General features: G+C 39.9%; 20 protein-coding genes. 13 read left to right on the top strand and 7 right to left on the bottom strand.

The annotated features are described in order from the left end of the window. Window positions 1-55: 55 nt before the first annotated feature. Together glyS and glyQ are read right to left on the bottom strand one after the other, a co-directional pair. A complete protein-coding gene (gene glyS / locus SOI81_RS01810; RefSeq protein WP_320541163.1) occupies window positions 56-2,125 on the bottom strand; it encodes a glycine--tRNA ligase subunit beta in 2,070 nt (689 codons plus the stop codon). Then, window positions 2,125-3,102, bottom strand: coding sequence for a glycine--tRNA ligase subunit alpha (glyQ, locus tag SOI81_RS01815; RefSeq protein WP_239975661.1), 978 nt, complete (start codon window positions 3,100-3,102; stop codon window positions 2,125-2,127). The genes glyS and glyQ overlap by 1 nt, the downstream gene beginning before the upstream one ends. A gap of 370 nt (window positions 3,103-3,472) precedes the next feature. On the opposite strand from glyQ, the gene SOI81_RS01820 reads away from it, so the two are divergent. The 4 genes from SOI81_RS01820 (at window position 3,473) to SOI81_RS01835 (ending at window position 8,125) form a co-directional block, all read left to right on the top strand. Next, window positions 3,473-4,657 carry a TCR/Tet family MFS transporter gene (locus SOI81_RS01820; RefSeq protein WP_239975662.1) on the top strand — a complete coding sequence of 395 codons (1,185 nt, stop codon included), beginning with the start codon at window positions 3,473-3,475 and terminating at the stop codon, window positions 4,655-4,657. 171 nt (window positions 4,658-4,828) lie between these two features. Next, window positions 4,829-6,091 (top strand): putative DNA modification/repair radical SAM protein, encoded by a 1,263-nt coding sequence (locus SOI81_RS01825; RefSeq protein ID WP_239975663.1) that lies wholly within the window; start codon window positions 4,829-4,831, stop codon window positions 6,089-6,091. 2 nt (window positions 6,092-6,093) lie between these two features. Further along, entirely contained in the window at window positions 6,094-6,891 is a 798-nt protein-coding gene (locus tag SOI81_RS01830; protein WP_239975664.1) for a TIGR03915 family putative DNA repair protein, read from the top strand. A gap of 133 nt (window positions 6,892-7,024) precedes the next feature. Beyond that, window positions 7,025-8,125, top strand: a complete 1,101-nt coding sequence (locus SOI81_RS01835) for an HPP family protein (RefSeq protein ID WP_239975665.1) — start codon at window positions 7,025-7,027, stop codon at window positions 8,123-8,125. A 63-nt stretch (window positions 8,126-8,188) separates the two neighbouring features. On the opposite strand, the gene SOI81_RS01840 is transcribed toward SOI81_RS01835, so the two are convergent. Further along, the gene (locus tag SOI81_RS01840; protein ID WP_016142948.1) at window positions 8,189-8,443 is read right to left on the bottom strand and encodes a PspC domain-containing protein; all 255 of its coding nucleotides are present in this window, start codon (window positions 8,441-8,443) and stop codon (window positions 8,189-8,191) included. Between the two features lie 248 nt (window positions 8,444-8,691). On the opposite strand from SOI81_RS01840, the gene SOI81_RS01845 reads away from it, so the two are divergent. Next, window positions 8,692-9,339: a hypothetical protein gene (locus SOI81_RS01845; RefSeq protein ID WP_239975666.1), complete on the top strand. Its 648-nt coding sequence runs from the start codon at window positions 8,692-8,694 to the stop codon at window positions 9,337-9,339. Window positions 9,340-9,407: 68 nt separating this feature from the next. Here SOI81_RS01845 and mmgC read toward each other — a convergent pair whose 3' ends face one another. After that, entirely contained in the window at window positions 9,408-11,231 is a 1,824-nt protein-coding gene (mmgC, locus tag SOI81_RS01850) for an acyl-CoA dehydrogenase C-terminal domain-containing protein (RefSeq protein ID WP_224993443.1), read from the bottom strand. Between the two features lie 256 nt (window positions 11,232-11,487). On the opposite strand from mmgC, the gene SOI81_RS01855 reads away from it, so the two are divergent. Then, window positions 11,488-13,821 carry a hypothetical protein gene (locus SOI81_RS01855; protein ID WP_320541164.1) on the top strand — a complete coding sequence of 778 codons (2,334 nt, stop codon included), beginning with the start codon at window positions 11,488-11,490 and terminating at the stop codon, window positions 13,819-13,821. A 46-nt stretch (window positions 13,822-13,867) separates the two neighbouring features. On the opposite strand, the gene aroE is transcribed toward SOI81_RS01855, so the two are convergent. The 3 genes from aroE to ribA all read right to left on the bottom strand — a co-directional run bounded on the left by aroE (window position 13,868) and on the right by ribA (window position 16,515). Next, window positions 13,868-14,656 carry a shikimate dehydrogenase gene (aroE, locus tag SOI81_RS01860; RefSeq protein ID WP_239975668.1) on the bottom strand — a complete coding sequence of 263 codons (789 nt, stop codon included), beginning with the start codon at window positions 14,654-14,656 and terminating at the stop codon, window positions 13,868-13,870. Between the two features lie 179 nt (window positions 14,657-14,835). Further along, window positions 14,836-15,786 (bottom strand): oxygen-dependent coproporphyrinogen oxidase, encoded by a 951-nt coding sequence (gene hemF / locus SOI81_RS01865; protein ID WP_016142953.1) that lies wholly within the window; start codon window positions 15,784-15,786, stop codon window positions 14,836-14,838. A gap of 126 nt (window positions 15,787-15,912) precedes the next feature. After that, on the bottom strand, window positions 15,913-16,515 hold the full coding sequence (gene ribA, locus SOI81_RS01870) for a GTP cyclohydrolase II (protein ID WP_002116908.1): 603 nt from the start codon (window positions 16,513-16,515) through the stop codon (window positions 15,913-15,915). A 303-nt stretch (window positions 16,516-16,818) separates the two neighbouring features. On the opposite strand from ribA, the gene dxs reads away from it, so the two are divergent. The 7 genes from dxs to SOI81_RS01905 all read left to right on the top strand — a co-directional run bounded on the left by dxs (window position 16,819) and on the right by SOI81_RS01905 (window position 24,625). Continuing rightward, complete coding sequence (gene dxs, locus SOI81_RS01875) at window positions 16,819-18,723, top strand: 1-deoxy-D-xylulose-5-phosphate synthase (RefSeq protein WP_224993451.1); 1,905 nt, start codon at window positions 16,819-16,821, stop codon at window positions 18,721-18,723. A 121-nt stretch (window positions 18,724-18,844) separates the two neighbouring features. Further along, window positions 18,845-19,675 (top strand): inositol monophosphatase family protein, encoded by an 831-nt coding sequence (suhB, locus tag SOI81_RS01880; protein ID WP_005078362.1) that lies wholly within the window; start codon window positions 18,845-18,847, stop codon window positions 19,673-19,675. Window positions 19,676-20,081: 406 nt separating this feature from the next. Continuing rightward, entirely contained in the window at window positions 20,082-21,944 is a 1,863-nt protein-coding gene (deaD, locus tag SOI81_RS01885) for a DEAD/DEAH box helicase (protein ID WP_239975669.1), read from the top strand. Between the two features lie 106 nt (window positions 21,945-22,050). Next, on the top strand, window positions 22,051-22,260 hold the full coding sequence (locus tag SOI81_RS01890; protein WP_016142956.1) for a hypothetical protein: 210 nt from the start codon (window positions 22,051-22,053) through the stop codon (window positions 22,258-22,260). A gap of 90 nt (window positions 22,261-22,350) precedes the next feature. Next, window positions 22,351-23,169, top strand: coding sequence for an ABC transporter ATP-binding protein (locus tag SOI81_RS01895; RefSeq protein WP_239967817.1), 819 nt, complete (start codon window positions 22,351-22,353; stop codon window positions 23,167-23,169). Further along, on the top strand, window positions 23,166-23,942 hold the full coding sequence (gene mlaE / locus SOI81_RS01900; protein ID WP_016142958.1) for a lipid asymmetry maintenance ABC transporter permease subunit MlaE: 777 nt from the start codon (window positions 23,166-23,168) through the stop codon (window positions 23,940-23,942). The genes SOI81_RS01895 and mlaE overlap by 4 nt, the downstream gene beginning before the upstream one ends. After that, complete coding sequence (locus SOI81_RS01905) at window positions 23,942-24,625, top strand: outer membrane lipid asymmetry maintenance protein MlaD (protein ID WP_014207762.1); 684 nt, start codon at window positions 23,942-23,944, stop codon at window positions 24,623-24,625. The genes mlaE and SOI81_RS01905 overlap by 1 nt, the downstream gene beginning before the upstream one ends. The last annotated feature ends 10 nt before the right edge of the window (window positions 24,626-24,635 follow it).

Raw genomic sequence — 24,635 nt, forward strand, 5'->3', positions numbered from 1 at the left:
TAATTTAAAAAATAAAGGGATCTATAAAAGATCCCTTTATTTAGTAATGAGCTAATTAGCCCTGCAATACACTCACATCAGCCACAGCAGTAAACAAGTTACGCAACTGAGCCAATAAACGTAAACGGTTTGCTTTCAGGTCAGCATCATCCGCCATAACCATTACGCCATCAAAGAATGCATCAATCGGCGCACGAAGTGCTGCAAGCTTAGAAAGGGCAGCAGTGTAGTCTTTTGCTGCAAGTAGTGGTTCAACCACAGGTGTCACTGCTTGAAGCTCAGCAAATAATGCTTTCTCAGCATCTTCAACCAAGTTCGCTTCAACGACAGAACCTTCTGGTGCCGCTTCTTTTGCAAGAATATTAGCAACACGCTTGTTTGCAGCAGCAAGTGCAGCCGCTTCAGGTAATGTGCGGAAGTGGTTAACTGCATTTACACGCTTGTCAAAATCAAGTGGAGATTTTGGTGCAAGTGCTTGAACTGCTTGAAGTACGTCAACAGCAACGCCTTGGTCTTCATACTTGGCACGGTAACGACCTTCCAAGAACGCAACAGCATCAGCGCGAGTTTTGTCGTGGTCTTTAACGATATCGCCATAACCTTGAAGTGCAAGATTCACTAACTCTTCAATAGTTACATTTAATTCATTTTCAATGATTAAACGTAAGATACCAATTGCTGAACGACGAAGAGCGAATGGGTCTTTAGAACCTGTTGGCGCTTGTCCAATACCGAAAATACCAACTAACGTATCTAAACGGTCAGCGAGAGCAATGGTTGTACCTGTTTTGGTTTTTGGTAAAACATCACCAGCAAATTTTGGTAAATATTGTTCACCTAAAGCTTCTGAAACTTCAGTGTTTTCACCTTCAATACGTGCGTAGTAAGTACCCGCAATACCTTGAAGTTCTGGGAACTCACCAACAAGCTCAGAGGTTAAGTCGCATTTAGCAAGTAATGCAGCTTTTTCAGCATCGACTGGGTTTGCACCAGTAATTGAAGATAATGCAACTGCAAGTTTTGCAATACGTGTTGATTTATCCCAAAGCGTACCGAGTTGTGCTTGGAATACCATGTTTGCTAGTTTTTCTTTACGAGATGCAAGTGGTTGTTTTTGATCTTGTAAGAAGAAGAACTCAGCATCAGACAAACGAGGGCGAACAACTTTTTCGTTACCTTCAATAATTTGAGTCGGATCTTTAGACTCAATATTTGAAACAGTAATAAAGTAAGGCTGTAATTTACCTTCCGCGTTGATCAAACAGAAATACTTCTGGTTGTCTTGCATTGTTGTAATAAGAGCTTCTTGAGGAACAGCAAGGAAGCGCTCTTCAAAGTTTGCACGTAAAGCCACAGGCCATTCAACCAGACTTGTTACTTCGTCAAGTAAGTCCGCTGGAACAATCGCAGTTGCATTTACTTCATCAGCTAACTTTTTCACTTGTTCTTGAATGGTCGCCTGACGCTTTTCAAAGTTAGCAACGACGTAAGCTTTTTCTAAAGCAGCTAAGTAGTCATTTGCATGCGCTAACGTCACAGCTTCAGGTGCATGGAAGCGGTGACCATAAGTCACATTGCCAGCTTTATGATCTTGAATAGTTGCGTCAACAATTTGGTCGTCTTTGAGCAAAAGAACCCATTTCACTGGACGTACAAATTCGGTACGGCTTGCAGCAGAACGCATACGCTTAGCAATTGGTAAATTGTCTAACGCAGTTTGTAAAATTTGTGGAAGTAAAGCGTCAAGGCTTTGACCTTTCACATCTTTTAAATAGCAAACTTTTTCGACTTTACCTGCTTGGAAAGTAGAAAGCTGATCAACTGTAATCCCTTGACCACGCATAAAGCCTTCGAGTGCTTTAGTCGGTTTGCCTTCTGCATCGTAAGCCGCTTGAACAGCAGGGCCGTCAAAACGTTTTTGTGTGTCAGCTTGAGCAGCATCGATATCTACAATTTTAAGTGCTAAACGACGTGGCGCTGCATAAGCTTCAATTGATGCGAAGTTTAAGCCCGCATCTTTTAAGCCTTTTACCGTTTCTGCCTGTAAAGCATCACGTAACGTTTTTAAGCTTTTTGGTGGAAGCTCTTCACAGCCAAGTTCGAATAAAACAGTATGTTTGCTCATTAGTTTTTCTCCGCCTTTACTGCTTCACTTTCAGCTTGTGCTTTTAACTGTGCCAATACTTCATCACGTAAATGTGGTTCTGCCATTGGGAAGCCAAGTTCTGCACGCGCTTGTACATAACTTTGTGCAATAGCACGCGCTAAAGTACGTACACGTAAAATGTAACGTTGACGCTCAGTCACAGAAATTGCGCCACGTGCATCAAGCAAGTTAAAGGTATGAGACGCTTTAACAACTTGCTCATAAGCAGGAAGAGAAAGTTTTGCTTCGATTAAACGGTTTGCTTCTGATTCGTAAAAATCAAATAGTTCAAATAGTTTTTCAACTGGAGCGTATTCAAAGTTATAAGTCGATTGCTCAACTTCATTTTGATGGAATACGTCGCCGTAAGTTACAGTACCAAATTGGCCTTTGGTCCAAACTAGGTCATATACCGAGTCAACACCTTGAAGGTACATTGCAAGACGTTCTAAACCGTAAGTGATTTCACCTGTTACTGGGTAACATTCAACACCACCGACTTGCTGGAAGTAAGTGAACTGAGTTACTTCCATACCATTAAGCCAAACTTCCCAACCTAAGCCCCACGCACCAAGAGTTGGAGATTCCCAGTTGTCTTCTACGAAACGGATGTCGTGAGTAAGCGTATCAATCCCGATTGCTTTTAAAGAATCGAGATAAAGCTGTTGGATATTGTCTGGGTTTGGCTTAAGTACCACTTGGAACTGGTAGTAATGTTGCAAACGGTTCGGGTTTTCACCATAGCGGCCATCTTTTGGACGACGTGAAGGTTGAACGTATGCCGCGTTCCAAGTCTCAGGCCCTAAAGCACGTAAGAATGTTGCGGTGTGGAATGTTCCAGCGCCCATTTCCATGTCGTAAGGTTGTAGTACGACGCAGCCTTGTTCGGCCCAATAGTTTTGTAGGGCAAGAATTAAGCCCTGAAATGTATCAATGTGCGAGATGGCGCGACTCATGTAGCATCCACGAATTTATGAGAAAAATTGCCCCTAAGTATAAGGATTTTGTGGGGGAGTGGCAAAGGCTTAATGTGGGGAAAATTACTAAGGAGATAAACGTAACTTCGATGTTTCCATAAAGCTATTGAGTAGATTGTTCGCTTCATCATTTTAATGTTAGGATAAGTAACTTAATCTTTTTATTGTTACGAAAAAAATCGCGAAAAATCGACTTAAGTTTTATTTCTTCTTTTATATAGAAAATACTCAGTCGACATATATCCCAATCTTTAAGATTCGGTCAGCGTTCATCAGGGCTTGAGTGGTTATCAAGCATCGTTAACAGGTTTTCACATTTACTGTGCCTGATTTTTCGATAGGACGCTTTATGAATCGATCTCTATTTATTATTTTTGCAATCATTGTTCTCGATGCTATAGGTATCGGCCTTATTTTTCCAATTCTTCCATCATTGCTGCAAGATATGACTCATAGTAGCCATATTGCTGTATATATGGGGGTATTGGCGAGTCTCTATGCCGCCATGCAATTTATCTTTTCTCCCATATTAGGCGCTTTAAGTGATCGATATGGACGTAGGTCGATCTTACTTATTTCACTTGCGGGTTCAGCAATCAATTACATATTTTTAACTTTTTCACATAGTCTAATTTTCCTATTAATAGGTCGTATTATTGCTGGAATCACCAGCGCCAATATGGCAGTTGCAAGTGCTTATATTGTCGACTTTTCTTCAAAAAATAACCGTGCGAAATACTTTGGTTTAATCAATGCTATGTTTGGTGCAGGTTTTATTATTGGCCCTGTGCTAGGTGGGTTATTGAGTGAATATTGGTTAAGGCTTCCTTTTTTGGTTGCAGCCATGCTAACAGGCCTTAACCTTATTTTTGCATATATTGTTTTGCCCCCATCTCAACAAGCGGTTCCAAAGAAAAAGCTATTATTTACACTAAATCCTTTCAAAATATTTACTGGTATTAGCTCAATTGGTGGTGTACTTCCATTTATTGCGATCTTTTTTATTTTTAGTGCAATAGGAGAAGTTTATGGAGTCTGTTGGGCATTATGGGGACATGATACTTTTCATTGGAATGGTTTCTGGGTAGGACTTTCTTTAGGTGCATTTGGGTTATGCCAAATGTTAGTTCAAATTTTTATTCCCAGTCATGCTGCAAGAATATTGGGTGATCGCAAAGCCGTGTTCGTCGGAATTACTTGCAGTTGTTTGGCTTTAGGGGTGATGGCTTTTGCTCAAAGCGGCTGGATGATTTTTGCCATTATGCCTATTTTTGCGCTAGGAAGTATGGGGACTCCCTCATTACAAGCCCTAGCCTCTCAAAAGGTTCCTGCTGAACAGCAAGGTCAGTTTCAGGGAGTGATTGCCTCTACAGTGAGCTTGGCCTCTATGGTCGCTCCTTTATTTTTCTCTGCCCTTTATTTTCAATTTCAGGAAAAATGGCCAGGTGCAATTTGGCTAAGTGTGATTGTAATTTACCTGCTTGCTTTACCAATCATTTTGTACAGCACCCGACCAGTTATACAGCAAAGATAGAAATATGGAGTTAAGTGTTCAATATTATTTGAACGAGAGGGGCTGTGACTAAATGATTAAAAATTATTCTCATTTCAACGTCACCTCATGACGCTGAGCGTACTTCACTGGATTAAATTTACGCATGCGAAATGATATTTTTTAAACGATGCCATAAATGAGTCGTTTGATATGTCTGATCGCATTCGAGAAAAACTACAAATTCTTGCTGATGCTGCTAAATATGATGTGTCTTGTTCATCAAGTGGCAGTGACCGTAAAAATAAAGATAAAGGTCTGGGGGATGCCAGTCATTCGGGCATTTGTCATAGCTATACCGAAGATGGCCGCTGTGTATCTCTTTTAAAAATTCTATTTAGCAATATTTGTATTTTTGACTGCGCCTATTGTGTTTCACGCCGTTCTAACGACGTTCAGCGTGCGGCATTTACGGTGCAAGAGGTCGTAGACTTAACCATTAATTTTTATCGCCGTAATTATATTGAAGGCTTGTTTTTAAGCTCAGGCATTTTTAAATCGGCCGATCATACGATGGAGCGTATGCTTCAAGTGGTGAAGAAGTTACGTCTTGAAGAAAACTTTAATGGCTATATTCACCTAAAAACGATTCCGGGAGCATCGCCTGAACTGATTCATGAGGCAGGTTTATATGCTGACCGGATGAGTATTAATTTAGAGATGCCAACCGAGGTAGGGCTAAAAACTTTTGCACCAGAAAAATCACATGAGGAAGTGCAAAAAGATTTAGGTTTGGTCCGTGACAGGCTCATTCAGCTTAAAGATGAGCGACAAATCATTAAGCATGTGCCGAAATATGTACCGGCAGGGCAGACTACGCAAATGGTAGTGGGTGCTCATCAAGAGTCAGACCAAGATGTCTTGTTTATGGCAGACAAGCACTATAAAGAATTTAAACTTAAACGCGTCTATTTTTCGGGCTATATCCCAATTAATACTGAAAATAATTACTTGCCAGCAGTGGGTTCTGCACCGCCATTATTGCGGGAAAACCGACTTTACCAAAGTGATTGGCTGATGCGTTTTTACGGTTTTGAAGTCAATGAAATCGTCAATGAAAAATTCCCAAACTTAGACCTTGATGTAGACCCGAAATTAAGTTGGGCTTTAAGACATCCTGAGCAGTTTCCAGTAGATTTAAATCGTGCCGATTATCAGATGATTTTGCGTGTACCAGGCATTGGTGTGAAATCAGCGAAGAAAATTGTGCAGGCTCGCCGTTTTGGAAAAATCCATATCGATTTACTTAAAAAACTCGGCGTAGCTTATCAGCGTGCAAAATTCTTTATTCGCTGTGAAGACAGCCCAAAGTTCCAAAAAGAGTTATCTTCAAGTTTTATTCGGCAGCAGATTTTAACACAGGGTTCCTCGAAATATGTGCAGCAACTCTCGCCACAATTAAGCCTCGGGTTTTAGCCATGTTTAATGATGAAGTGGCTTACTATTTTGATGGTTCAATGGTTGGGCTGCTGAGCTGTGTGTTTCGTGCATTTCAATTTAAAGAATTACAGGTCAGACTCTGTTTGAATGATGCGGCTCAACATGGCTTATTTGCCGATAAAATTGAGGTTTCAAATAACGAGCAACATGCCGAGCGTGTTTGGTCTGCCCTGCAAAAAAAGCTTTCATCTTCTTCATTAAAACAATTCTATTTTGCCTCTTTATCTGAATCTTTAGATGCCTATCAACATTTATTTAATTACTGTATTTATGTGTTTACTAGTCATGTTTCCATAGAAAAAGATTATTCAAATCCTAGTGTTTTAGCGATTGCACAGTGGACGAAAAAGGTCGGACGAGAGAAGCATCGAATGGAAGCTTTTATTCGGTTTAAGAAAACTAAAGATGAGCTTTTTTTAAGTTTGGTACGTCCCGATTTTAATGTTTTACCGCTTATTCAGCCCCATTTTAAACGGCGTTATCAAGATCAGCGTTGGCTGATTTATGATGAGAAACGTAAGTTCGGGCTTTATTATGATTTACGAGGAATACATGAAGTTTCACTCGAGGCTTCTGAAGTTGACCGTAATTTAAAAAATGGAATGAGTCAAAGCTTTCAGCTTGAGCTTGATGAGCAGGAAGTTTTATATGACCAGCTTTGGAAAGATTATTTTAAGAGCGTGAATATTACTGAACGCCAAAATATAAAACTCCATGTGCAATATTTACCTAAACGCTACTGGCGTTATTTAAATGAAAAATTGATGGAATATTGAAGTTTTAAAATCATAAAAAAATAGTTCAGCAGGTTTTCTTATTATTCAAAGATATAATTTAAATGCATTTTATGTGGCTTTGAGCGTATACTTTTGCCCGTTATAAATGACGGCATATCCCCAAAGGTGTACTGTGAGTGTTATACAGCGAGAATGGTTACAGATTTTAAAGCCGAATTTTAAAGTTTTACCTTTAAAGGAACGATTACTTTGCGGTATTGGAGCGTTGTGTGGTTTAGCAATTTCTTCCTTAATTAGTTGGTATGTTCTGGGTGGAATTAATGCTTGGTACATTGCACCAATGGGTGCCTCATCTGTTCTATTGTTTGCTGTGCCGACTAGTCCCTTGGCTCAACCATGGAATGTGATTGTTGGTAATACCTTAGCTGGAATTATTGGTGTAGCCTGTGCGCAGTGGATTCCTGATTTAACTACAGCTTTTAGTGTCGCAGTAGGTTTTGCCATATTTTTAATGATGACCACCGACTCTTTACATCCGCCGAGTGGCGCAGTTGCGATTACAGCCGTACTGGGTGGAGCTGCGATTCATAAGTTAGGCTTTTATTTTGTTTTTTATCCAGTTTTACTCAATTCATTGCTTCTATTAGGTTTTGCCGTATTTTTTAACCGATTAATTGGGCGACACTATCCAGTTACTGCACATTTGAATGAGCGTAGCAAGGACCCAACGCCTACTCAAAAGGTATCGATTCAACCAAAAGATATTGAGTACGCATTAGAGCATCACACTGAACTTTTAGATATTAGCCAATACGACTTAGAAAAAATCATTTTAGAAGCGCAAGAGCATGCCAATGAGCGCATGGTCAATCAATATGTCTGTCAAGATATTATGAGTCGCGATGTGATTAAACTACATGAAGATGATGATATTCATCAGGCACTCGATAAGTTTAAACAAGTGAACCTAATGAGCCTGCCAGTAGTCAATGCAGAGAACCATTTGGTAGGCACTTTAGCGTTATATGAAGTCGTAGAATGGTTTAAGGGGGCAGCAGACCCAAGAAACTCTTGGCAGCACTACGTAAAACAAATTATGAGTCGTCGAGTGGTCACGGTGCTACCAACTCAACCTATTCAAGATCTTGTGCCGTACTTTGTTGAAAAGTCGTTTAACTATATTCCTGTGGTTGAAGATCGCAAACTTATAGGAATGATTAGCCGCGCAGATATGATTGCTGCGTTACAGCAACAGTTAAATCGAAAGCTATAATTTTTAGAATAAAAAAAGCTACGGTTGATTAGGGGATGCAACCGTAGCGACCAAAGTTATAAATTAACGTACTTGTTCTTCATTTACTGTTCGGACGGATTGTCGATAGCCTTCAATATGTTCTGGCTGTTTTTTCGGAATGACTAACCATAAAACCAGATAAACTAAAATTCCTGGAAAGGCAGCACTCATAACTGAAATCAAAACAAAAATGATGCGTAGTAAAGTTACGTTCCAACCAAAACGTTCAGCAATACCACCCATTACACCGGCGATCATGCTGTGTCGGTTCGAGCGATATAAACCAGAACTGGCCATCTAATTCTCCTTAAAGATAAAAAATTACAAGAAGCTATTGCTCTTGCTTAATAGAAATATGGTGACGAAATTAAGGGTTTAAAGTCGTTTAAAAAGTAAAATAGTTAAAATATGTAAAGGATTGAAATGAAGGAAACCAACATCTACTAAAATGCACCTTTTCAGGGCTTAAAGGTTTAAAGCAGCAATCAGCTAGTGCCTGAATTGAGTATAAATGTAGCTGTTGCTGTTATCTGTGAATAATGTATATGTCTTTGAAGTGGTCTAGGTTTTTAGTTAAGCATTTGGTTGTAGTGGCTGCAATGTGCATGACGCTAAGTGCTTGCGATATAAACCATACCAATTCAAAAGATCACTCTACTACAAGCTCTAATTCTAATCATGAAGAAAATTTAATAAAAAGTAGCGCATCTATAAAAACATTAGATTATGTCGCTGGTCGTACTTTTTTACCTGAAGATACCTCAGATCAAACCCAAAAATTAAACGCAGCTTCATTGCAATATGTCGGGCGATATCACACTCGTATTTCATGTGAAGACGCTTTTGCTGATTGTGAATCGGGCGAAGCAGAGTACATTTTAAATTTATTACCAAATGGGACTGCTTATTGGAATGTTGTCCATTTTGGTCGTGTAGGAAGTAAAGATGGGTCTAAAAGTGCCGCTGTAAATCAGTTGTGTCCTACTCTAAATTGGGAAGTAGATGAAAAAGAGCATGAGTTAACGATTCAATGTCCCTTATCTAAAGTTAATTTTTATTTTAATCTGGATGCAAATAAAAGATTGGTCACGAATTTAGAAAAATTACTTTATAGTGACTATGGAAAAAATCGTGAATTTTTAGAGCAAAATTATTTTGTTCCAAATCGGGCGTATGTTTTGACTAAAGAATAGATAACCGTTTGATATAAAAAGAGCGCAATATAAATTGCGCTCTTTTTCATTTCACTAATTAAAAATCATTAGTAGTCAAAGCTAAAGTGTTCAACTGGTAATGAGGTTAATGTACGAGATGTAGTCACCATCGATTCTGCATGGCCTTGAGCACGTGGCAATAAACGGTCAAAGTAGAAATCAGCAACTTTGATTTTTGCTTTATAGAATTCAGCAGTTTCTTGGCCATTACCCGCTTCTAATTTCTCAGAAGCCACCACAGCTTGTTGAGCCCAGAAATAAGCCATCATAACGTAGCCTGAGAACATCAAGAAATCTACAGAAGCAGAAGATACGATGTCGCGGTCTTTACGTGCAGCAAGCATGATACGAACGGTTAAAGTATTCCACTGAGCACAAAGCTTAGTTAAGTCCCAAGCAAAACGACGTAAATACTTATTACGTGCATGTGCAGCACAGAATTTTAAGATTTCAGCAGTGTATTCACGAACCACTTTACCTTTTGAACTTAACAACACTTTACGACCGATCAAGTCGAGTGCTTGAACGCCAGTTGTTCCTTCATACAAAGTCGCAATACGTGCATCACGAGCAATTTGCTCCATACCCCATTCTTTAATGTAGCCATGGCCGCCGTAAACTTGCATACCGTGGTTAGCAGCTTCTAAACCAAGTTCAGTTAAGAAACCTTTTAAAATCGGCGTATAGAAACCAAGTTTATCATCATAGTCTTCGTAAGCAGCTTGGTCACCACGTGCTAAGGCATCTGTCATTTTGTCAGCGATTTGAGCAGCGTAGTAAATCATTGAGCGACCGCCTTCAGCGATTGCTTTTTGTGTTAATAGCATACGACGTACATCTGCATGGTGAATAATTGCATCAGCAACTTTATCTGGATCTTTTTTACCAGAAAGCGCACGCATTGACATACGATCTTTGGCATATGGTAATGCACCTTGGAAAGATAGCTCAGCATGTGCAATACCTTGAACAGCAGTACCGATACGTGCTGTATTCATGAAGGTAAACATTGCATGTAGGCCCTTGTTAACTTCACCGATTAAATAACCAGTGGCATTATCAAAGTTGAGTACCGCAGTTGCAGAGGCACGGATCCCCATTTTATGTTCGATTGAACCACAAGTAACTGTGTTACGTTCACCAACACCATTATCAGCTGTAGGGATGAATTTTGGTACGATGAATAATGAGATACCGCGGGTACCAGCCGGTGCATCTGGAAGGCGTGCAAGTACGATATGAATGATATTTTCAGTTAGGTCATGTTCACCGGCAGAAATGAAGATTTTCGTACCAGTAATTTTATAAGTACCATCTGCTTGAGGTTCAGCTTTAGTTTTTACCTGACCTAAGTCTGTACCACATTGAGGTTCGGTTAAGCACATTGTGCCGCTCCAAGTTCCTTCAACCAGCTTAGGCATATAGGTTTGTTTTTGCTCATCAGTACCGAATTGCAAAATAGTATTCATACAACCAGAACTTAAACCTGGATACATGGTAAATGACCAGTTTGCAGTACCCATCATCTCTGATTTAATCAGATTTAAAGACATTGGAAGGCCTTGACCACCAAATTCTTCTGGATAAGAAAGACCTTGCCAACCGCCCATTACAAATTGGTCATAAGCTTCTTTAAAGCCTTTAGGAGTAGTTACTTCGCCGTTGTCAAAATGGCAACCTTCCTCATCACCAGATTGGTTAAGTGGCGACAATACGTTTTCACAATAATCTGCCGCACCTTCAAGAATCATATCAACTGTATCTGGATCTGCATTTTCACCATTTGATAAAGTTTTATAGTGAGCAGGGTAATCTAATACTTCATTCATTAAGAAGCGGATATCGTGTAGCGGAGCTTTATATGCTGGCATGGCTTTAATCCTAATTTTGAATCATTGTGGGATTATCTGAATCGATGATTTGATTATTCACTCACATGATAAAAATACAATGATAATGACATCCGAAAGAAATGTCAGAAAAGCGAATTTTGTCGAAAATAAATACACCTGAAATTATATTTTCTGCTACATTCAGGACTTATACTTTTATGTGAAAAAACAACTATTTTTTTATTTTTAGCAAGATTCGCTAAAAAGATAAAGCAATAAGGTTTTAAAAAAGGTTATGCATTTAAAATATCTCAGTTTATGTTTATTTAGTTTGGGTTTGACCGCTTGTGCGCAGCATAACCTACGTCCATCAGTACCATCTACTCAGTTAGATCAAAAAGTCATTCAGGGTATGAATGCAATGTATGAATATCCAAGCTATGATTACCGTGGGCATTTTAAAATTAATGTTGATTCAAACCAGTCAAAGAAAATAAATAATAAAGAAAAAACAGTACAATTAGATGCTGTAGTGCAAAAAAAAGTAGATCAATATTTACGTGAACAAAAAATTAATTTGAATAAAAAACAGAAGCAGGCGCTTTATGCCGCAATTGCAAATGAGCAAGCGGATTTAGGTGTTTCTGGTGAATCACGCTCAGAAAAAATAAACGCCGTATTAATTAATTTATTAAATGATCTTCAATTTAGCTACGATGGTTCAGTTCATTATCGTCAAAAAATGGGGTCTTTAAATCTCACGGCAAGATATGAAAAACCGACGCTTTTGGTACAGGCAAAATTGCCAATAGTACTGGATCTGAATGATTATAAATTTTACGTAAATTATTTCGGATTAATGCCTTATCTGGTCAATAAAGATAATCAAAATAACTTGGCGTATGTCGATTTTTCAAAATATAAAAACCTGTTTACAAATGTGGATATGAAGAAATTCGTTGAATATGCGAAAGCTTCTGGTGCGGTATCATATCGTTTGGCCGAACCACAAAATTTACAACGTTTATCCGTTAGTGATGCTGAGCGTAAAGCGGGGATTGTAGAAAAAATTCGTTTAAAAGATACGGTTGAAGCGTTGTTGCTGCAATCAGAACTCTATGGGCAGGTCAATGAAAAATATCTGCAAAAAAATGTTTTCGGTTTTGATGAAGAAAAGATTGCCGAAACTATAGCAACTGATTTAGCTGCTTCGGAAGCGAAGAGTAAAGAGGGTAATGCTGAGGGGCAAAAAGTTTCTTCTGAAGATGCAGCAGCAGTTAGCCAGCAACTTTATTCACTTATTAATGCTCATTTTGGCAATACATTGGCTTCTGAAGAAGATGATGAAGATCAAGCCAATGCAGCTCAAGATGTCGCAGCAGCCCAGGAAGCTTCTGATTCAGCTCAAGCTGAGGATGCTGCTGTACCAGACGATGAACAAGGCGAGGAAGTAGCTTCACTTACACAAGACCAGTGTGTTGAATTACAGTCTCTAAAAAAACCAGTTGCCTTAGGTGATATTAATTACTGTCAAATTTACGGTATTGATGTGCTTGACCAGAGCGCTGTAAATACTGAAAAAACTCAGATTAAAGCGCATCGAGCTGCTCTAAAACAAACTTTCGCTGCTTATGATCAAAACCAGTTTGTTGATGATGAAGCATTTAAAGCACTATGGATCAAACATAAGGCAGAAATTGAACAAGCTTTACCAAAACAAAAAAATCCAATTACGATTGATGTAGGGTTGGATGAAAAAGGCCGTTTAGTCAACGCAGATTATGATATTGCCTATACACCATCTGAATTTAATCATCGCTTTAATATTAAAGCAGATATGCAAATTTTAAATTATGGTAAAGCAACCTCAATTAATCAGCAGCAACTTAAACAAGCGAAATCAGTTGCAGAAGCAAGCAAAGGTTCTATATTTGAAAACTTCATAAAAGGGTTTAGTGAAAAACTTGGGCAGAGTGATGTTTCTGAACATCCAGTTGGCTCACATAGCGATGTACAAGATTTAGATTCAAGTCTAGCGTTGTTGGCTAACCAAACTTATGATGCAACGCATGCTTATGACAAAACGTATAAGGCTGTGTTTATAGCAAAATTGACTGCTGAAAAACCGTCATATATTAATTATTACTCAGTTCAACAGTTACAAGAAATTGCCGAGGTTTATGCTTACTGGTTCTCTGAAGAAGAAACTTATAATCCTCAAGGTAAAGCTTTAGAACGTATCGAGGCATTACAGAAAAAGCATCATCTTGAGCAAGAGGATCAATTTGATAATGACTTAGGTCGAGCTGTGGACCATATTGTGATCACAACAATACAAGGTGAAGCTGGGCGTGAAGCATGGCAAAAGCTACAGAAACAATATAAGCAACCAGAGCAGCTTTTCTCAAAACAGTATCAATTAGAATTTGAACAACAAAATGGTGCTTCTGCTGAAGAAAAACAATTGTTGTCACAAACGGCAGATATTTTAGGTAAGGTCTATGTCGCTGCACGTAAACAGCAACTTACGGAAAAAACAATTCAGAATTTAAAACCTGAACATAACGAATTTATTGATTATGAGATTTTCCGAAAAGTTTATAAGCAGATGGTTACAGCAAAAAAATAAAAGATGAGCAAAAAAAGAACCTACAGATGTAGGTTCTTTTTTTGATTTATAGAAAATCTTTTAATTCTGGTTTTACGCCATTCCAGATATAAAAGGCTTCAATGGCTTGACCAACTAGCATGCCAAAACCTTCTGCATAAGGTACGTTGCGTTGTTTAGCTTGATCAAGAAAGCTAGATGGTTTGCCATAGGCCATTTCATAGGCATAGTTGAAGTCTAAATTTTCCGGTAGTTGTAAAGCGTCACCAGACAAACTTGCAGAAGTTGCATTAATGACAATATCAAATTTCCCTTCTAAATCATTTAGAGAAATTGCTTGTAATTGAGCTTGCGGGACTGCTGTTTTTAAGTCGTCTACAAGTTGTTCAGCGCGAGCAAGCGTCCGGTTTGCAATCACAATCTTTTTAGCGCCAGCCTGTACAAGCGGGTAAATAACACCACGAGTTGCACCACCAGCACCTAAAATTAAAATAGTAGTATTTTCTAGCTTCCAATCTAAAGCTTGAATTGCGGCAACTAAGCCTTGGCCATCTGTATTGTCACCATGTAATTTGCCATTTTCCATCCATAGTGTATTTACGGCTTTGGCAATTTGAGCTCGTTCAGTCAGCACATCACACAAAGCAAAAGCCTGTTCTTTAAATGGTACGGTAACATTCATGCCACTTCCGCCATTTTCAAAGAAACTACGCATACTCGATTCAAAACCATCAAGAGGTGCAAGACGTTTTTGGTAGTCTAGGTCAACACCAGTTTTTTGAGCGAAAGCATGATGCAATTCAGGAGAGCGTGATTGTTCGATTGGGTTGCCAATTACTGCAAACTGTTTGGTCATTCTTATATCCAAAATTTTAAAATGGCATGAGGCAGATAAAGTCTGTACTGAATTTTCAGTAGGCCTCACTATAAGCCAAATTAGAATAAGAAAAAATATTTGAATGAGGTTCAGAAAATTGAAAATAAAAAAGGAGATTCTCTAGGGTGGAAGCCAAAGAATCTCCAAAAAGCAAAAAATTAAGCGACTTTTTCTTTTAGATTTAACCAGTCACGTGGTTTTAGGTAATAGTCAGTTAAACGTTTCTCTGGTGAATCTTCATCCCATTCTGGACGATACGACCAACCTGCAAGGTTAGGAAGGCTGACTAAAATAGATTCGATACGTCCACCTGTTTGTAAGCCAAATAATGTTCCGCGGTCGTAGACTAAGTTATATTCGACATATCTACCACGACGGTAGAGCTGGAACTCTCTTTGAGCTTCGGTGTAAGGCTGTTCACGGTGTTTTTCAAAAATTGGTAGAATGGCATTTAAATAACCATTGCCTACAGCTTGGATATATTTAAAGCAGGTTTCGAAATCCCAGCAATTTAAATCATCAAAGAATAAACCACCGACGCCGCGCTGTTCATCACGATGTTTTAAATAGAAGTAATCATCACACCATTTTTTATGTTCAGTGTAGACATTGTCTCCAAAAGGTTGACATAGGTCGTATGCGGCTTGATGCCAATCGATAACATCTTGTTCATCTGGATAGAACGGTGTTAAGTCAAAACCCCCACCAAACCACCAAATCGGATCTTGACCTTCACGTTCTGCAACGAATAAACGTACATTGGCATGAGAAGTTGGAATATTGGGGTTTTTAGGATGAATCACCAATGACACACCAAGCGCTTGAGCTTTAGCACCAGCAATTTGTGGATGTCTTTCTGTAGCAGAAGCGGGCAGTTTACTAATATTGATGTGAGAAAACATCACACCACCTTTTTCAATCACGGTGCCATTTTGCAAAACCCGTGAACGTCCACCACCACCTTCTGGACGTTCCCAATCATCAATAATAAATTCACTCGTACCGCCACCAGCTTTTTCTTGTTGTTCTAAACCAGCACATATACGGGCTTGTAAATCGAGGAGAAATTCGCGGACACGTTGAATATCTGTTGAAGTCGGATGCTGCATAGTGACCCTCAAAGATGATTGAGATAGGAGATAGATACATCAAAACACAAAACCATAAAAAAAGTAAGGGATTTTAAAGAAATGTCTTAAAAATCCCTTTTAATTATTTTTAAATTTCTGATTTTTTTAGAAATCATCTTTTTGATAAAGATGATCCATACGTTCACGTTTAGTTTTTAAATATTGTTCATTAAAAGGGTTACGTCCAACGGTTAATGGAACACGACCAACTACATTAATACCTTGGTCCTTGAGTGCCTGAATTTTCAAAGGATTGTTAGTAATTAACTTAACTTCTTTTACTTTTAAATGGTCGAGCATAATGCTGCACATGTCGTAACGGCGTGCATCGGCGGGTAAATTTAAAAGTAAATTTGCATCTACCGTGTCATGACCTTGATCTTGCAAGGCATAGGCACGAATTTTATTTGTGAGCCCAATACCACGGCCTTCTTGGCGTAAATATAAAATAACACCTTGACCTGCTTCGTTGATGAGCTTTTGAGTTGCCTGTAATTGAGGGCCGCAGTCACATTTTAATGACGCAAAAGCATCACCTGTTAAGCATTCTGAATGAACACGTACTAAAACAGGGCCTGTGGGTGGATTTTCTAACCCTTTAGAAAGTGCCACATGTTCTTCACCCGATACTGGATCTTGAAACACAGAAATATTGAATTCACCAAAAGCAGTCGGGAGTTTTGATGTTGCAATGAACTCTATAGGCACAGATTAACTCATCTTTTAACCGAAAACGGTTTAAAGTATAGCGTAATGCTGGGAGATTGGTCGAATTGTCATAATCATTTTGAGCACTAAGGTTTTCTTTTTTGTATAAAGAAGACGATAATAGTTGATAAATAGTCAGATTATTCAGGATAATCTGCCAACCATACCCATACTGTATGAGAGACTGCTTTGCATGACCTCGTTCGCAAATGTGGCTGATTGAAGGTGACTTCATTCGATTGTATGATCGACCCATTTTGACCCAGCTTAGGATTTGCCAGGCTTATAAAGGCTTTGCCACATATGTTGTATACCGAAATTCCAACTCAACGCCCTGTTACGCCATTGTTAGATGCAATTGATCATCCTCAACAATTACGTCAGCTCGAGCATAGCCAATTGGTTCAAGTGGCTGATGAGTTGCGTCAATATATTTTATATGCAGCAGGCCAGAGTGGTGGCCATTTCGGTGCTAACCTCGGCGTGGTTGAGCTGACGGTTGCGCTGCATTATTGCTTTAATACTCCAAATGACCGATTAGTTTGGGATGTAGGACATCAGGCGTATCCGCATAAAGTCCTGACTGGTCGTCGTGAGCAAATGACAACCATCCGTGCTAAAAACGGTTTAGCAGCATTTCCAGCTAGAGAAGAATCAGTTTTTGATACCTTTGGTGTAGGACATTCATCCACTGCAATTTCAGCAGGTTTAGGAATGTCTTTAGCGCGTCGCTATCAAAACGACCCATGTGATGTGGTATGTATTGTTGGTGATGGTGCAATGACGGCAGGTATGGCATTTGAAGCCATGAACGATGCTGTCGCACATGACGCTGATTTAATTGTTGTACTTAATGACAATGACATGTCAATTTCTTGTAGCACAGGTGGCTTTGCCAAGCATTTAGCTGCAATTTGGGAAAAAGGCCATTTAGTTAATGTCGATGAACATGGTGAGGCGTATGTACAGCCACATCCGAAATGGACGTACAACTCTCGTTTACATCAATCAGCAACAGATGCGGCCGATAATTTATTTAAAGCTATTGGTTTCGATTACTTCGGTCCTTTCGATGGGCATGATGTAAATCAACTTGTTCAAGTATTTAACGCATTAAAAAAACGTAAAGGTCCACGCTTAGTCCACGTTTATACTAAAAAAGGTAAGGGCTTTACTCCGGCAGAAGCCGACCCAATCACCTACCATGCAATTAGTAAAGTTAATGCGACTTCCGCGGGTAAAACACCGCCAAAATATTCAGATGTATTTGGTCAATGGTTGTGTGACGAAGCTGCACAAGATGAACGTTTATTAGCGATTACTCCAGCTATGTGCGAAGGCTCAGGCATGGTTAAGTTTGCTAAAGAATTTCCAAAGCGCTTCTTCGATGTTGCAATCGCTGAACAGCATGCAGTAACACTTGCAGCGGGAATGGCGTGTGAAGGGTTAAAACCTGTTGTTGCAATCTATTCAACATTCTTACAGCGTGGTTATGATCAACTTATTCATGATGTTGCATTACAAAATCTTGATGTAACTTTCGGTATTGACCGTGCTGGTTTGGTGGGTGAAGATGGTCCAACTCATGCAGGTGCATATGATTATGCATACATGCGTACAGTCCCGAACATGGTCATCATGGCACCAAAAGATGAAAATGAATGTCGTCAAATGCTACATACTGCCTATGTCTATAATGGACCAGCGGCAGTACGTTACCCACGTGGTGCAGGGGTAGGGGTTGAAATTCAGCAAGAGTTAACTGCGATTGAATTAGGTAAAGCCGAAATCGTTGCTGAAATTAAATCTGCTTGTGATGAGCAGATTACGATTTTGGCATTTGGTAGCCGCGTTATGGTTGCCATAGAAGCTGCTGAGCAATTTGCACAAAAACACGATGTCGGTGTGCGCGTTGTAAATATGCGTTTTGTGAAACCACTTGATGAAAAAATTATTCGTGAGTTGGCTGAACACACACATTTATTTGTTACTGTCGAAGAGCACGCAATTATGGGTGGTGCAGGCAGTGCGGTAAATGAGTTCATGGCACAAGAACAAATTGTGAAGCCTATTATCAATTTAGGTCTGCCAGATTTGTTCTTACAACAGGCGTCACACGGTCAAATGCTACAAGATTGTGGGTTAGATGCTAAAGGTATTTTGAGCTCAATTGAGCGAGCTTGGCTTAAGCTAAATCAGGTGGTTTAAGCCTTTAATAAAATTTTTGAAACATTTTTTCCCCTAAAGCGCATTCATTTGCTAAAATGTATGCGCTTTTATGCATTATTCTTTGTCAAAATCTTCAAATTTGTATTGTAGTGGGTGTTCAATGGAACCTATGGTGGTTATGGCTGCGCGTGCGGCTCAAACAGTTGGTCAAGAGCTTTTAAAAGCGCATCAAAATCGTCATAAACTCGATTTGCAAGTTGAAGAGAAAGGCATTGATGGCCCAGTAACACGTGTAGATCGTTATTTGGAACAATTGACGATTGATACATTACGTAAAAGTTATAAAAACCATAGCTTCTTAGGTGAAGAGTTCGGTTTGCAAGAAGGCAAAGGCCATGATGCAGACTGGTGCTGGGTAATCGACCCACTTGATGGCACGCAAAACTTTATTAATGGTTTCCCTCATTTCTGTATTTCTATTGCAGTTCAGCATAAAGGTGTTACTCAGCACGGCGTAATCTACGACCCAGTACGTGACGAATTATTCTCTGCAAGTCGCGGTCGCGGCGCGGTGATGAACCAACGCCGTATTCGTGTAAATGTAAAAGATACTTTAGAAAATACATTCTTGGCAGTAGGCCATCCTTACCGTGCTAAACGTGCTGGTGAGATCGTATCTTATGCAGAACAACACTTTGCTTCATTATTAGCTGTTACTCAAGCAGGCGCACAAATTCGTCGTGGTGGTTCAGCTGCCCTAGATTTAGCCTATGTTGCTGCTGGCCGTTTTGATGGTTTCTTTGAGCTTGGCTTAAAACCATGGGATATCGCTGCTGGTGAGCTTATTATTAAAGAAGCAGGCGGTGTAGTGGTTGACGCACGCGGTGGTAATGAATCTCTTGAAAATGGTCAAGTGCTTGCAAGTTCACTCAAAATGCTAAAACCTTTAATGCAAACTGTAGTTCCGGCTTGGGCTCAAGCTGCAAAATAATTTAATTATTTATAAATAAAACCCTCTTTTATCAGAGGGTTTTATTTTTTTAAGCCATGGGTAAATATTACTGAGTTCAATAAATATGAAGAAAGTTGATTAAAACACATGACTTTTAATTTCTTTCTGCTATAATCCGCCCACGCACTTAAATTTCCGTTCATTACCTGAACATTCTGTTCTATTCATTGTAAGCGCACGCTGTCCATAGAGAGGACCATTTCTTGCGCCCCGATCGCTCAGCGATTCTTCAGGTTCGGCCGTAATCAAGCGTGCGTTTAGTCCACATCGTCGTTACTCGGATTGCTGCTGAAAAAACGTTTCAGCTAACTTTGCTTTGCCGCTTTGTGCCGATGTCTATTTTGTATTTATTAAAAATGGAGCACCCACTAGGGTGAAACTCTCTATGAGCAAAACTTTTGCCGAATTTTCTTTGCATGAAACCTTACAACAAGCGCTTGAAGGTTTAGGTTTTACTACCCCGACTCCTGTGCAAGAACAATCTATTCCTGCAGCTTTAGAAGGAAAAGACCTTCTAGTATCTAGCCAGACTGGTTCTGGTAAAACTGCGGCATTTTTATTACCGACATTACATAATTTAGCTGGTCAAGAAACTTTTGTTCCGTTCAAAGAACGCATGAAAGCTGTGACCCAACCTAATATTTTAGTTTTATGCCCAACACGTGAGTTGGCTCAACAAGTTAGCCAAGACGCGATTGCTTTTGTACGTCACATGAAAGGTGTTCGTATTGCTGCAATCATGGGTGGTATGCCTTTTGGTAAGCAAATCCAACAGCTTAAAGGTGCGCAAGTTATCGTTGCGACTCCTGGCCGTTTATTAGACTTAGTTAACCGTCGTCAATTAAAGTTAGATAAAGTTGAAGCTTTAATCGTTGACGAAGCTGACCGTATGTTAGACCTCGGCTTCTCAGAAGATTTAGAAGCGATCAGTGATTTAGCTGGTAACCGTCGTCAAACATTAATGTTCTCTGCAACTTTTGCTGACCGTATTATTCGTCTTGCTGAGCGCATGATGAATGAGCCTGAGCGTATTGCAATTGAAACAGGTCACAGCACAAACACTGACATCACCCAAACTTTACACTGGACAGACGGTTTCGAACATAAGAAGAAACTTCTGACTCACTGGTTGGCTGATGAAACTCTTGATCAAGCGGTTGTATTCGCGAGCACTCAAGAAGATACAGATATGTTGGCTGAAGAACTTGCAGAAGCAGGTCACTCTGTAGTTGCACTTCACGGTGCAATGCCACAAACAGTTCGTAACCGTCGTTTACGTAGTATTCGTGAAGGTCGTGCAAAAATCTTGGTAGCAACAGACGTTGCTGCACGTGGTCTTGACGTACCGACAATTTCTCACGTAATTAACTTCGGTTTACCAATGAAACACGAAGACTATGTACACCGTATTGGTCGTACAGGTCGTGCTGGTCGTACAGGTCAAGCAATTACTTTAGCGACTTATCGTGAACGCGGTAAAATCCGTGCGCTTGAAGACTATTTAGATGCACGTTTAAGTGTTTCTGAAATTGAAGGCTTAGAGCCATCTCCACCTCCTGCTCGTTCAGGTCGTGATGGCGGTGGTCGTGGTCGTGGCGGTAACGGTGGTCGTGATGGTCGTCGTGGTGGCGGTTTTGGCGGTGGTCGTCGCTTTGAAGGCGAAAGCAACTTCAAACGCCGTGAAGGTGGTCGTGATGACCGTCCACGTCGTAGCTTCGATGACAAACCACGTGGTGAACGCCCATTCGGTGGTGAAGATCGTCCACGTCGCGAGTTCAATTCAGATCGCCCACGTCGTGAAGGTGGTTTTGAAGATCGTCCACGTCGTGAGTTCAACTCAGATCGTCCGCGTCGTGAAGGTGGTTTCAACGATAAACCACGTTTTGACTCAAATGATGACAACCGTGGTAACCGTGTAGATTACAAACCGCGTCGTGAAAATGGTTTTGGTGACCGTCCAAAACGTAGTTTCGGTGGTGAAGATCGTCCACGTCGTAGCTTTGATGATAAATCTCGTGGCGAACGTCCATCATTTGGTGGCGAAGATCGTCCACGTCGTGAGTTCAACTCAGATCGTCCACGTCGCGAAGGTGGCTTCAACGATAAACCACGTCGTAGCTTTGATGATAAACCACGTGGTGAGCGTCCAGCGTTTGGTGGCGAAGATCGTCCAAAACGTAGCTTCGGTGGTGAAGATCGTCCACGTCGTAGTTTTGATGATAAACCGCGTCGTAAATTCGACCGTTAATCAAGTAGTTATTTAAAGAAAGGCCAGTATTTATACTGGCCTTTCTTATTTTTCAGTTTTGTTATAAAATAACAAAGTGTGAATTAGTTCAATTTTTTATTAAATAATGAGTCAAATTAAACGAAAAGAAACAATAATGGCGCAGTTGAAGAACTTATTGGTTCAGCACGGTTTGCCTTATCTTTTTATTGCACTCGTTTTGTGTAATGGGGTTTATTTTGCCTATGCTTTTATAACTGGGACTTCTATTGAGCAGTTTCAAATTTCTGAATTAACTTCTTTTTACGAACATACCTCTTCTATTTCGATCAAATAAGTTAGCTTTGCTTGTGTCAAAATAACAACAAGTTTGCTAATTTTCAGTGTTATAGTATGCGTGCATAAAAGTGCAGGAACGATTGCCATTATGAATAATAAAACTCCTCTCTCGGCTCAACCACTTATTGAAGTGAAAAATTTGAGTTTTAATCGAGGGGAACGCGTCATTTATGACAATATTAGTTTAAATATACGTCGAGGCCAGATTACGGCCATTATGGGACCTTCTGGTACAGGTAAAACAACATTATTACGTCTGATCGGTGGACAGTTAGTTCCTGATCAGGGCGAAGTTTTGCTCGACGGTAAAGATATTGCCAAAATGTCTCGTCAGGAACTTTTTTCAGCCCGCGCACGTATGGGAATGTTATTCCAGAGCGGTGCTTTATTTACGGATATGTCCGTCTATGAAAATGTGGCATTTCCAATTCGAGCCCACACCAAGCTTCCTGAAAATCTAATTGCTGAACTGGTTGCATTAAAACTTGAATCGGTAGGTTTGCGTGGTTCTGAACAGTTAATGCCAACAGAACTTTCAGGTGGTATGAATCGTCGTGTCGCTTTAGCACGCGCAATCGCGCTTGACCCTGATTTAATCATGTACGATGAACCTTTTGCGGGGCAAGATCCGATTGTAAAAGGTGTGTTGACACGTTTAATTCGTTCATTGCGAGAAGCTTTAGATTTAACCACAATTATTGTTTCGCATGACGTTCCTGAAACCCTTTCTATTGCTGATTACATTTACGTTGTAGCAGAAGGGAAAATTCAAGGGGAAGGAACGCCAGAAGAGTTACAGGCATATGCTTCTCCATTTGTACGCCAATTCTTAACAGGTTCGGCAGAAGGACCGGTTGAATACCAATTTAGTCATCAAGCCTATTTAGATAACGAGGTTCGTCCATGAATACGATTGCCTGGTTAGGTAGACTCGTTATTGAGCGGATTCGAGGGATTGGTGTTGCGGCACTAATGCTCTTACAAATTATTTTTTCTTTTCCTTCATCTGGTGGTTTTGGGCGATTTATTTACCAAATGCATCGGGTAGGGGTGATGTCTTTGTTAATTATTACTGTGTCAGGCCTATTCATTGGTTTGGTACTTGGTTTGCAAGGATATTCAATTTTAGTGAACGTCGGCAGTGAATCAATGCTAGGCACTATGGTGTCTTTAACATTGCTGCGTGAATTGGCACCAGTGGTTGCTGCTTTATTATTTGCTGGTCGAGCAGGTTCTGCATTAACAGCAGAAATTGGTTCAATGAAGCAAAGTGAACAACTTGCCAGCATGGAAATGATTGGGGTTGACCCATTAAAACAAATCGTATCACCACGTCTTTGGGCGGGAGTGGTCAGTTTACCGATGCTAACTGTCATTTTTGCTGCGATTGGTATTGTGGGTGGCAAAATGGTAGGTGTCGATTTTCTTGGCGTCGATGAAGGCTCATTCTGGAGCGGAATGCAAAACAACGTGCAATTTGGGCATGATGTCGTAAATGGCATTATCAAAAGTATTGTGTTTGCTCTGTTATGTACATGGATTGCGGTATATCAAGGATATGCATGTGATCCGACTCCAGAAGGAATCGCAACTGCAATGACGAGAACAGTTGTATATTCTTCATTATGTGTTTTAGGTTTTGATTTCGTGTTGACTGCGGTCATGTTCGGAGGGATTTAATGAAATCACGTAGTAGTGAGCTGGCCGTAGGTATCTTTGTTATTATCTTCGGTATTGCCTTGTTCTTTTTAGCCATGAAAGTTAGTGGCCTTGTGGGTACCAACTTAAATGATAGTTATACCATGAAGGCTCAGTTTGATAACGTCAATGGTTTAAAGCCTCGTGCTAAAGTAACGATGAGCGGTGTCACAATTGGTCGTGTTGATTCAATTACTCTTGATCCAGTTACGCGTTTAGCTACCGTAACATTTGATTTAGATGGGAAGTTGACAAGTTTTAATGCTGAACAGCTAAAAGAAGTTCAAAAAAATGCTTTAGATGAACTCCGTTATAGTTCTGACTACACGCAAGCTTCTCCAGAGCAACAAAAAGCAATGGAACAGCAACTGACCAGTAACATGAACTCCATCACAAGTATTGATGAAGATGCTTATATAATGGTAGCAACGAATGGTTTATTGGGTGAGAAATATTTGAAAGTCGTTCCGGGTGGTGGCTTAAACTATCTTAAACGTGGCGATGTGATTTCAAATACTCAAGGAACCATGGATTTAGAAGATTTAATTAGTAAATTTATTACTGGCGGTGGTGCAGGTAAAGTTGCCGCTGGTTCAGCCTCAACAGATGCAGGTACTCCTGCAAGCACTAATAATGATAGTGCACAAACATCATTTGTTGAGTAAAAGATTATTT

The organism is Acinetobacter pittii (assembly GCF_034067285.1).
Lineage (GTDB): Bacteria > Pseudomonadota > Gammaproteobacteria > Pseudomonadales > Moraxellaceae > Acinetobacter > Acinetobacter pittii_E.

Bases quoted from the DNA above. Each gene is read 5' to 3' on its own strand.
- SOI81_RS01830 (WP_239975664.1), top strand. From the start codon at position 6,094: ATGTTTAATGATGAAGTGGCTTACTATTTTGATGGTTCAATGGTTGGG.
- SOI81_RS01820 (WP_239975662.1), top strand. From the start codon at position 3,473: ATGAATCGATCTCTATTTATTATTTTTGCAATCATTGTTCTCGATGCT.
- SOI81_RS01845 (WP_239975666.1), top strand. From the start codon at position 8,692: ATGTCTTTGAAGTGGTCTAGGTTTTTAGTTAAGCATTTGGTTGTAGTG.
- deaD (WP_239975669.1), top strand. From the start codon at position 20,082: ATGAGCAAAACTTTTGCCGAATTTTCTTTGCATGAAACCTTACAACAA.
- SOI81_RS01825 (WP_239975663.1), top strand. From the start codon at position 4,829: ATGTCTGATCGCATTCGAGAAAAACTACAAATTCTTGCTGATGCTGCT.
- glyQ (WP_239975661.1), bottom strand. From the start codon at position 3,102: ATGAGTCGCGCCATCTCGCACATTGATACATTTCAGGGCTTAATTCTT.
- SOI81_RS01905 (WP_014207762.1), top strand. From the start codon at position 23,942: ATGAAATCACGTAGTAGTGAGCTGGCCGTAGGTATCTTTGTTATTATC.
- glyS (WP_320541163.1), bottom strand. From the start codon at position 2,125: ATGAGCAAACATACTGTTTTATTCGAACTTGGCTGTGAAGAGCTTCCA.
- dxs (WP_224993451.1), top strand. From the start codon at position 16,819: ATGTTGTATACCGAAATTCCAACTCAACGCCCTGTTACGCCATTGTTA.
- SOI81_RS01840 (WP_016142948.1), bottom strand. From the start codon at position 8,443: ATGGCCAGTTCTGGTTTATATCGCTCGAACCGACACAGCATGATCGCC.
- mmgC (WP_224993443.1), bottom strand. From the start codon at position 11,231: ATGCCAGCATATAAAGCTCCGCTACACGATATCCGCTTCTTAATGAAT.
- SOI81_RS01855 (WP_320541164.1), top strand. From the start codon at position 11,488: ATGCATTTAAAATATCTCAGTTTATGTTTATTTAGTTTGGGTTTGACC.
- hemF (WP_016142953.1), bottom strand. From the start codon at position 15,786: ATGCAGCATCCGACTTCAACAGATATTCAACGTGTCCGCGAATTTCTC.
- suhB (WP_005078362.1), top strand. From the start codon at position 18,845: ATGGAACCTATGGTGGTTATGGCTGCGCGTGCGGCTCAAACAGTTGGT.
- SOI81_RS01890 (WP_016142956.1), top strand. From the start codon at position 22,051: ATGAGTCAAATTAAACGAAAAGAAACAATAATGGCGCAGTTGAAGAAC.
- mlaE (WP_016142958.1), top strand. From the start codon at position 23,166: ATGAATACGATTGCCTGGTTAGGTAGACTCGTTATTGAGCGGATTCGA.
- aroE (WP_239975668.1), bottom strand. From the start codon at position 14,656: ATGACCAAACAGTTTGCAGTAATTGGCAACCCAATCGAACAATCACGC.
- SOI81_RS01895 (WP_239967817.1), top strand. From the start codon at position 22,351: ATGAATAATAAAACTCCTCTCTCGGCTCAACCACTTATTGAAGTGAAA.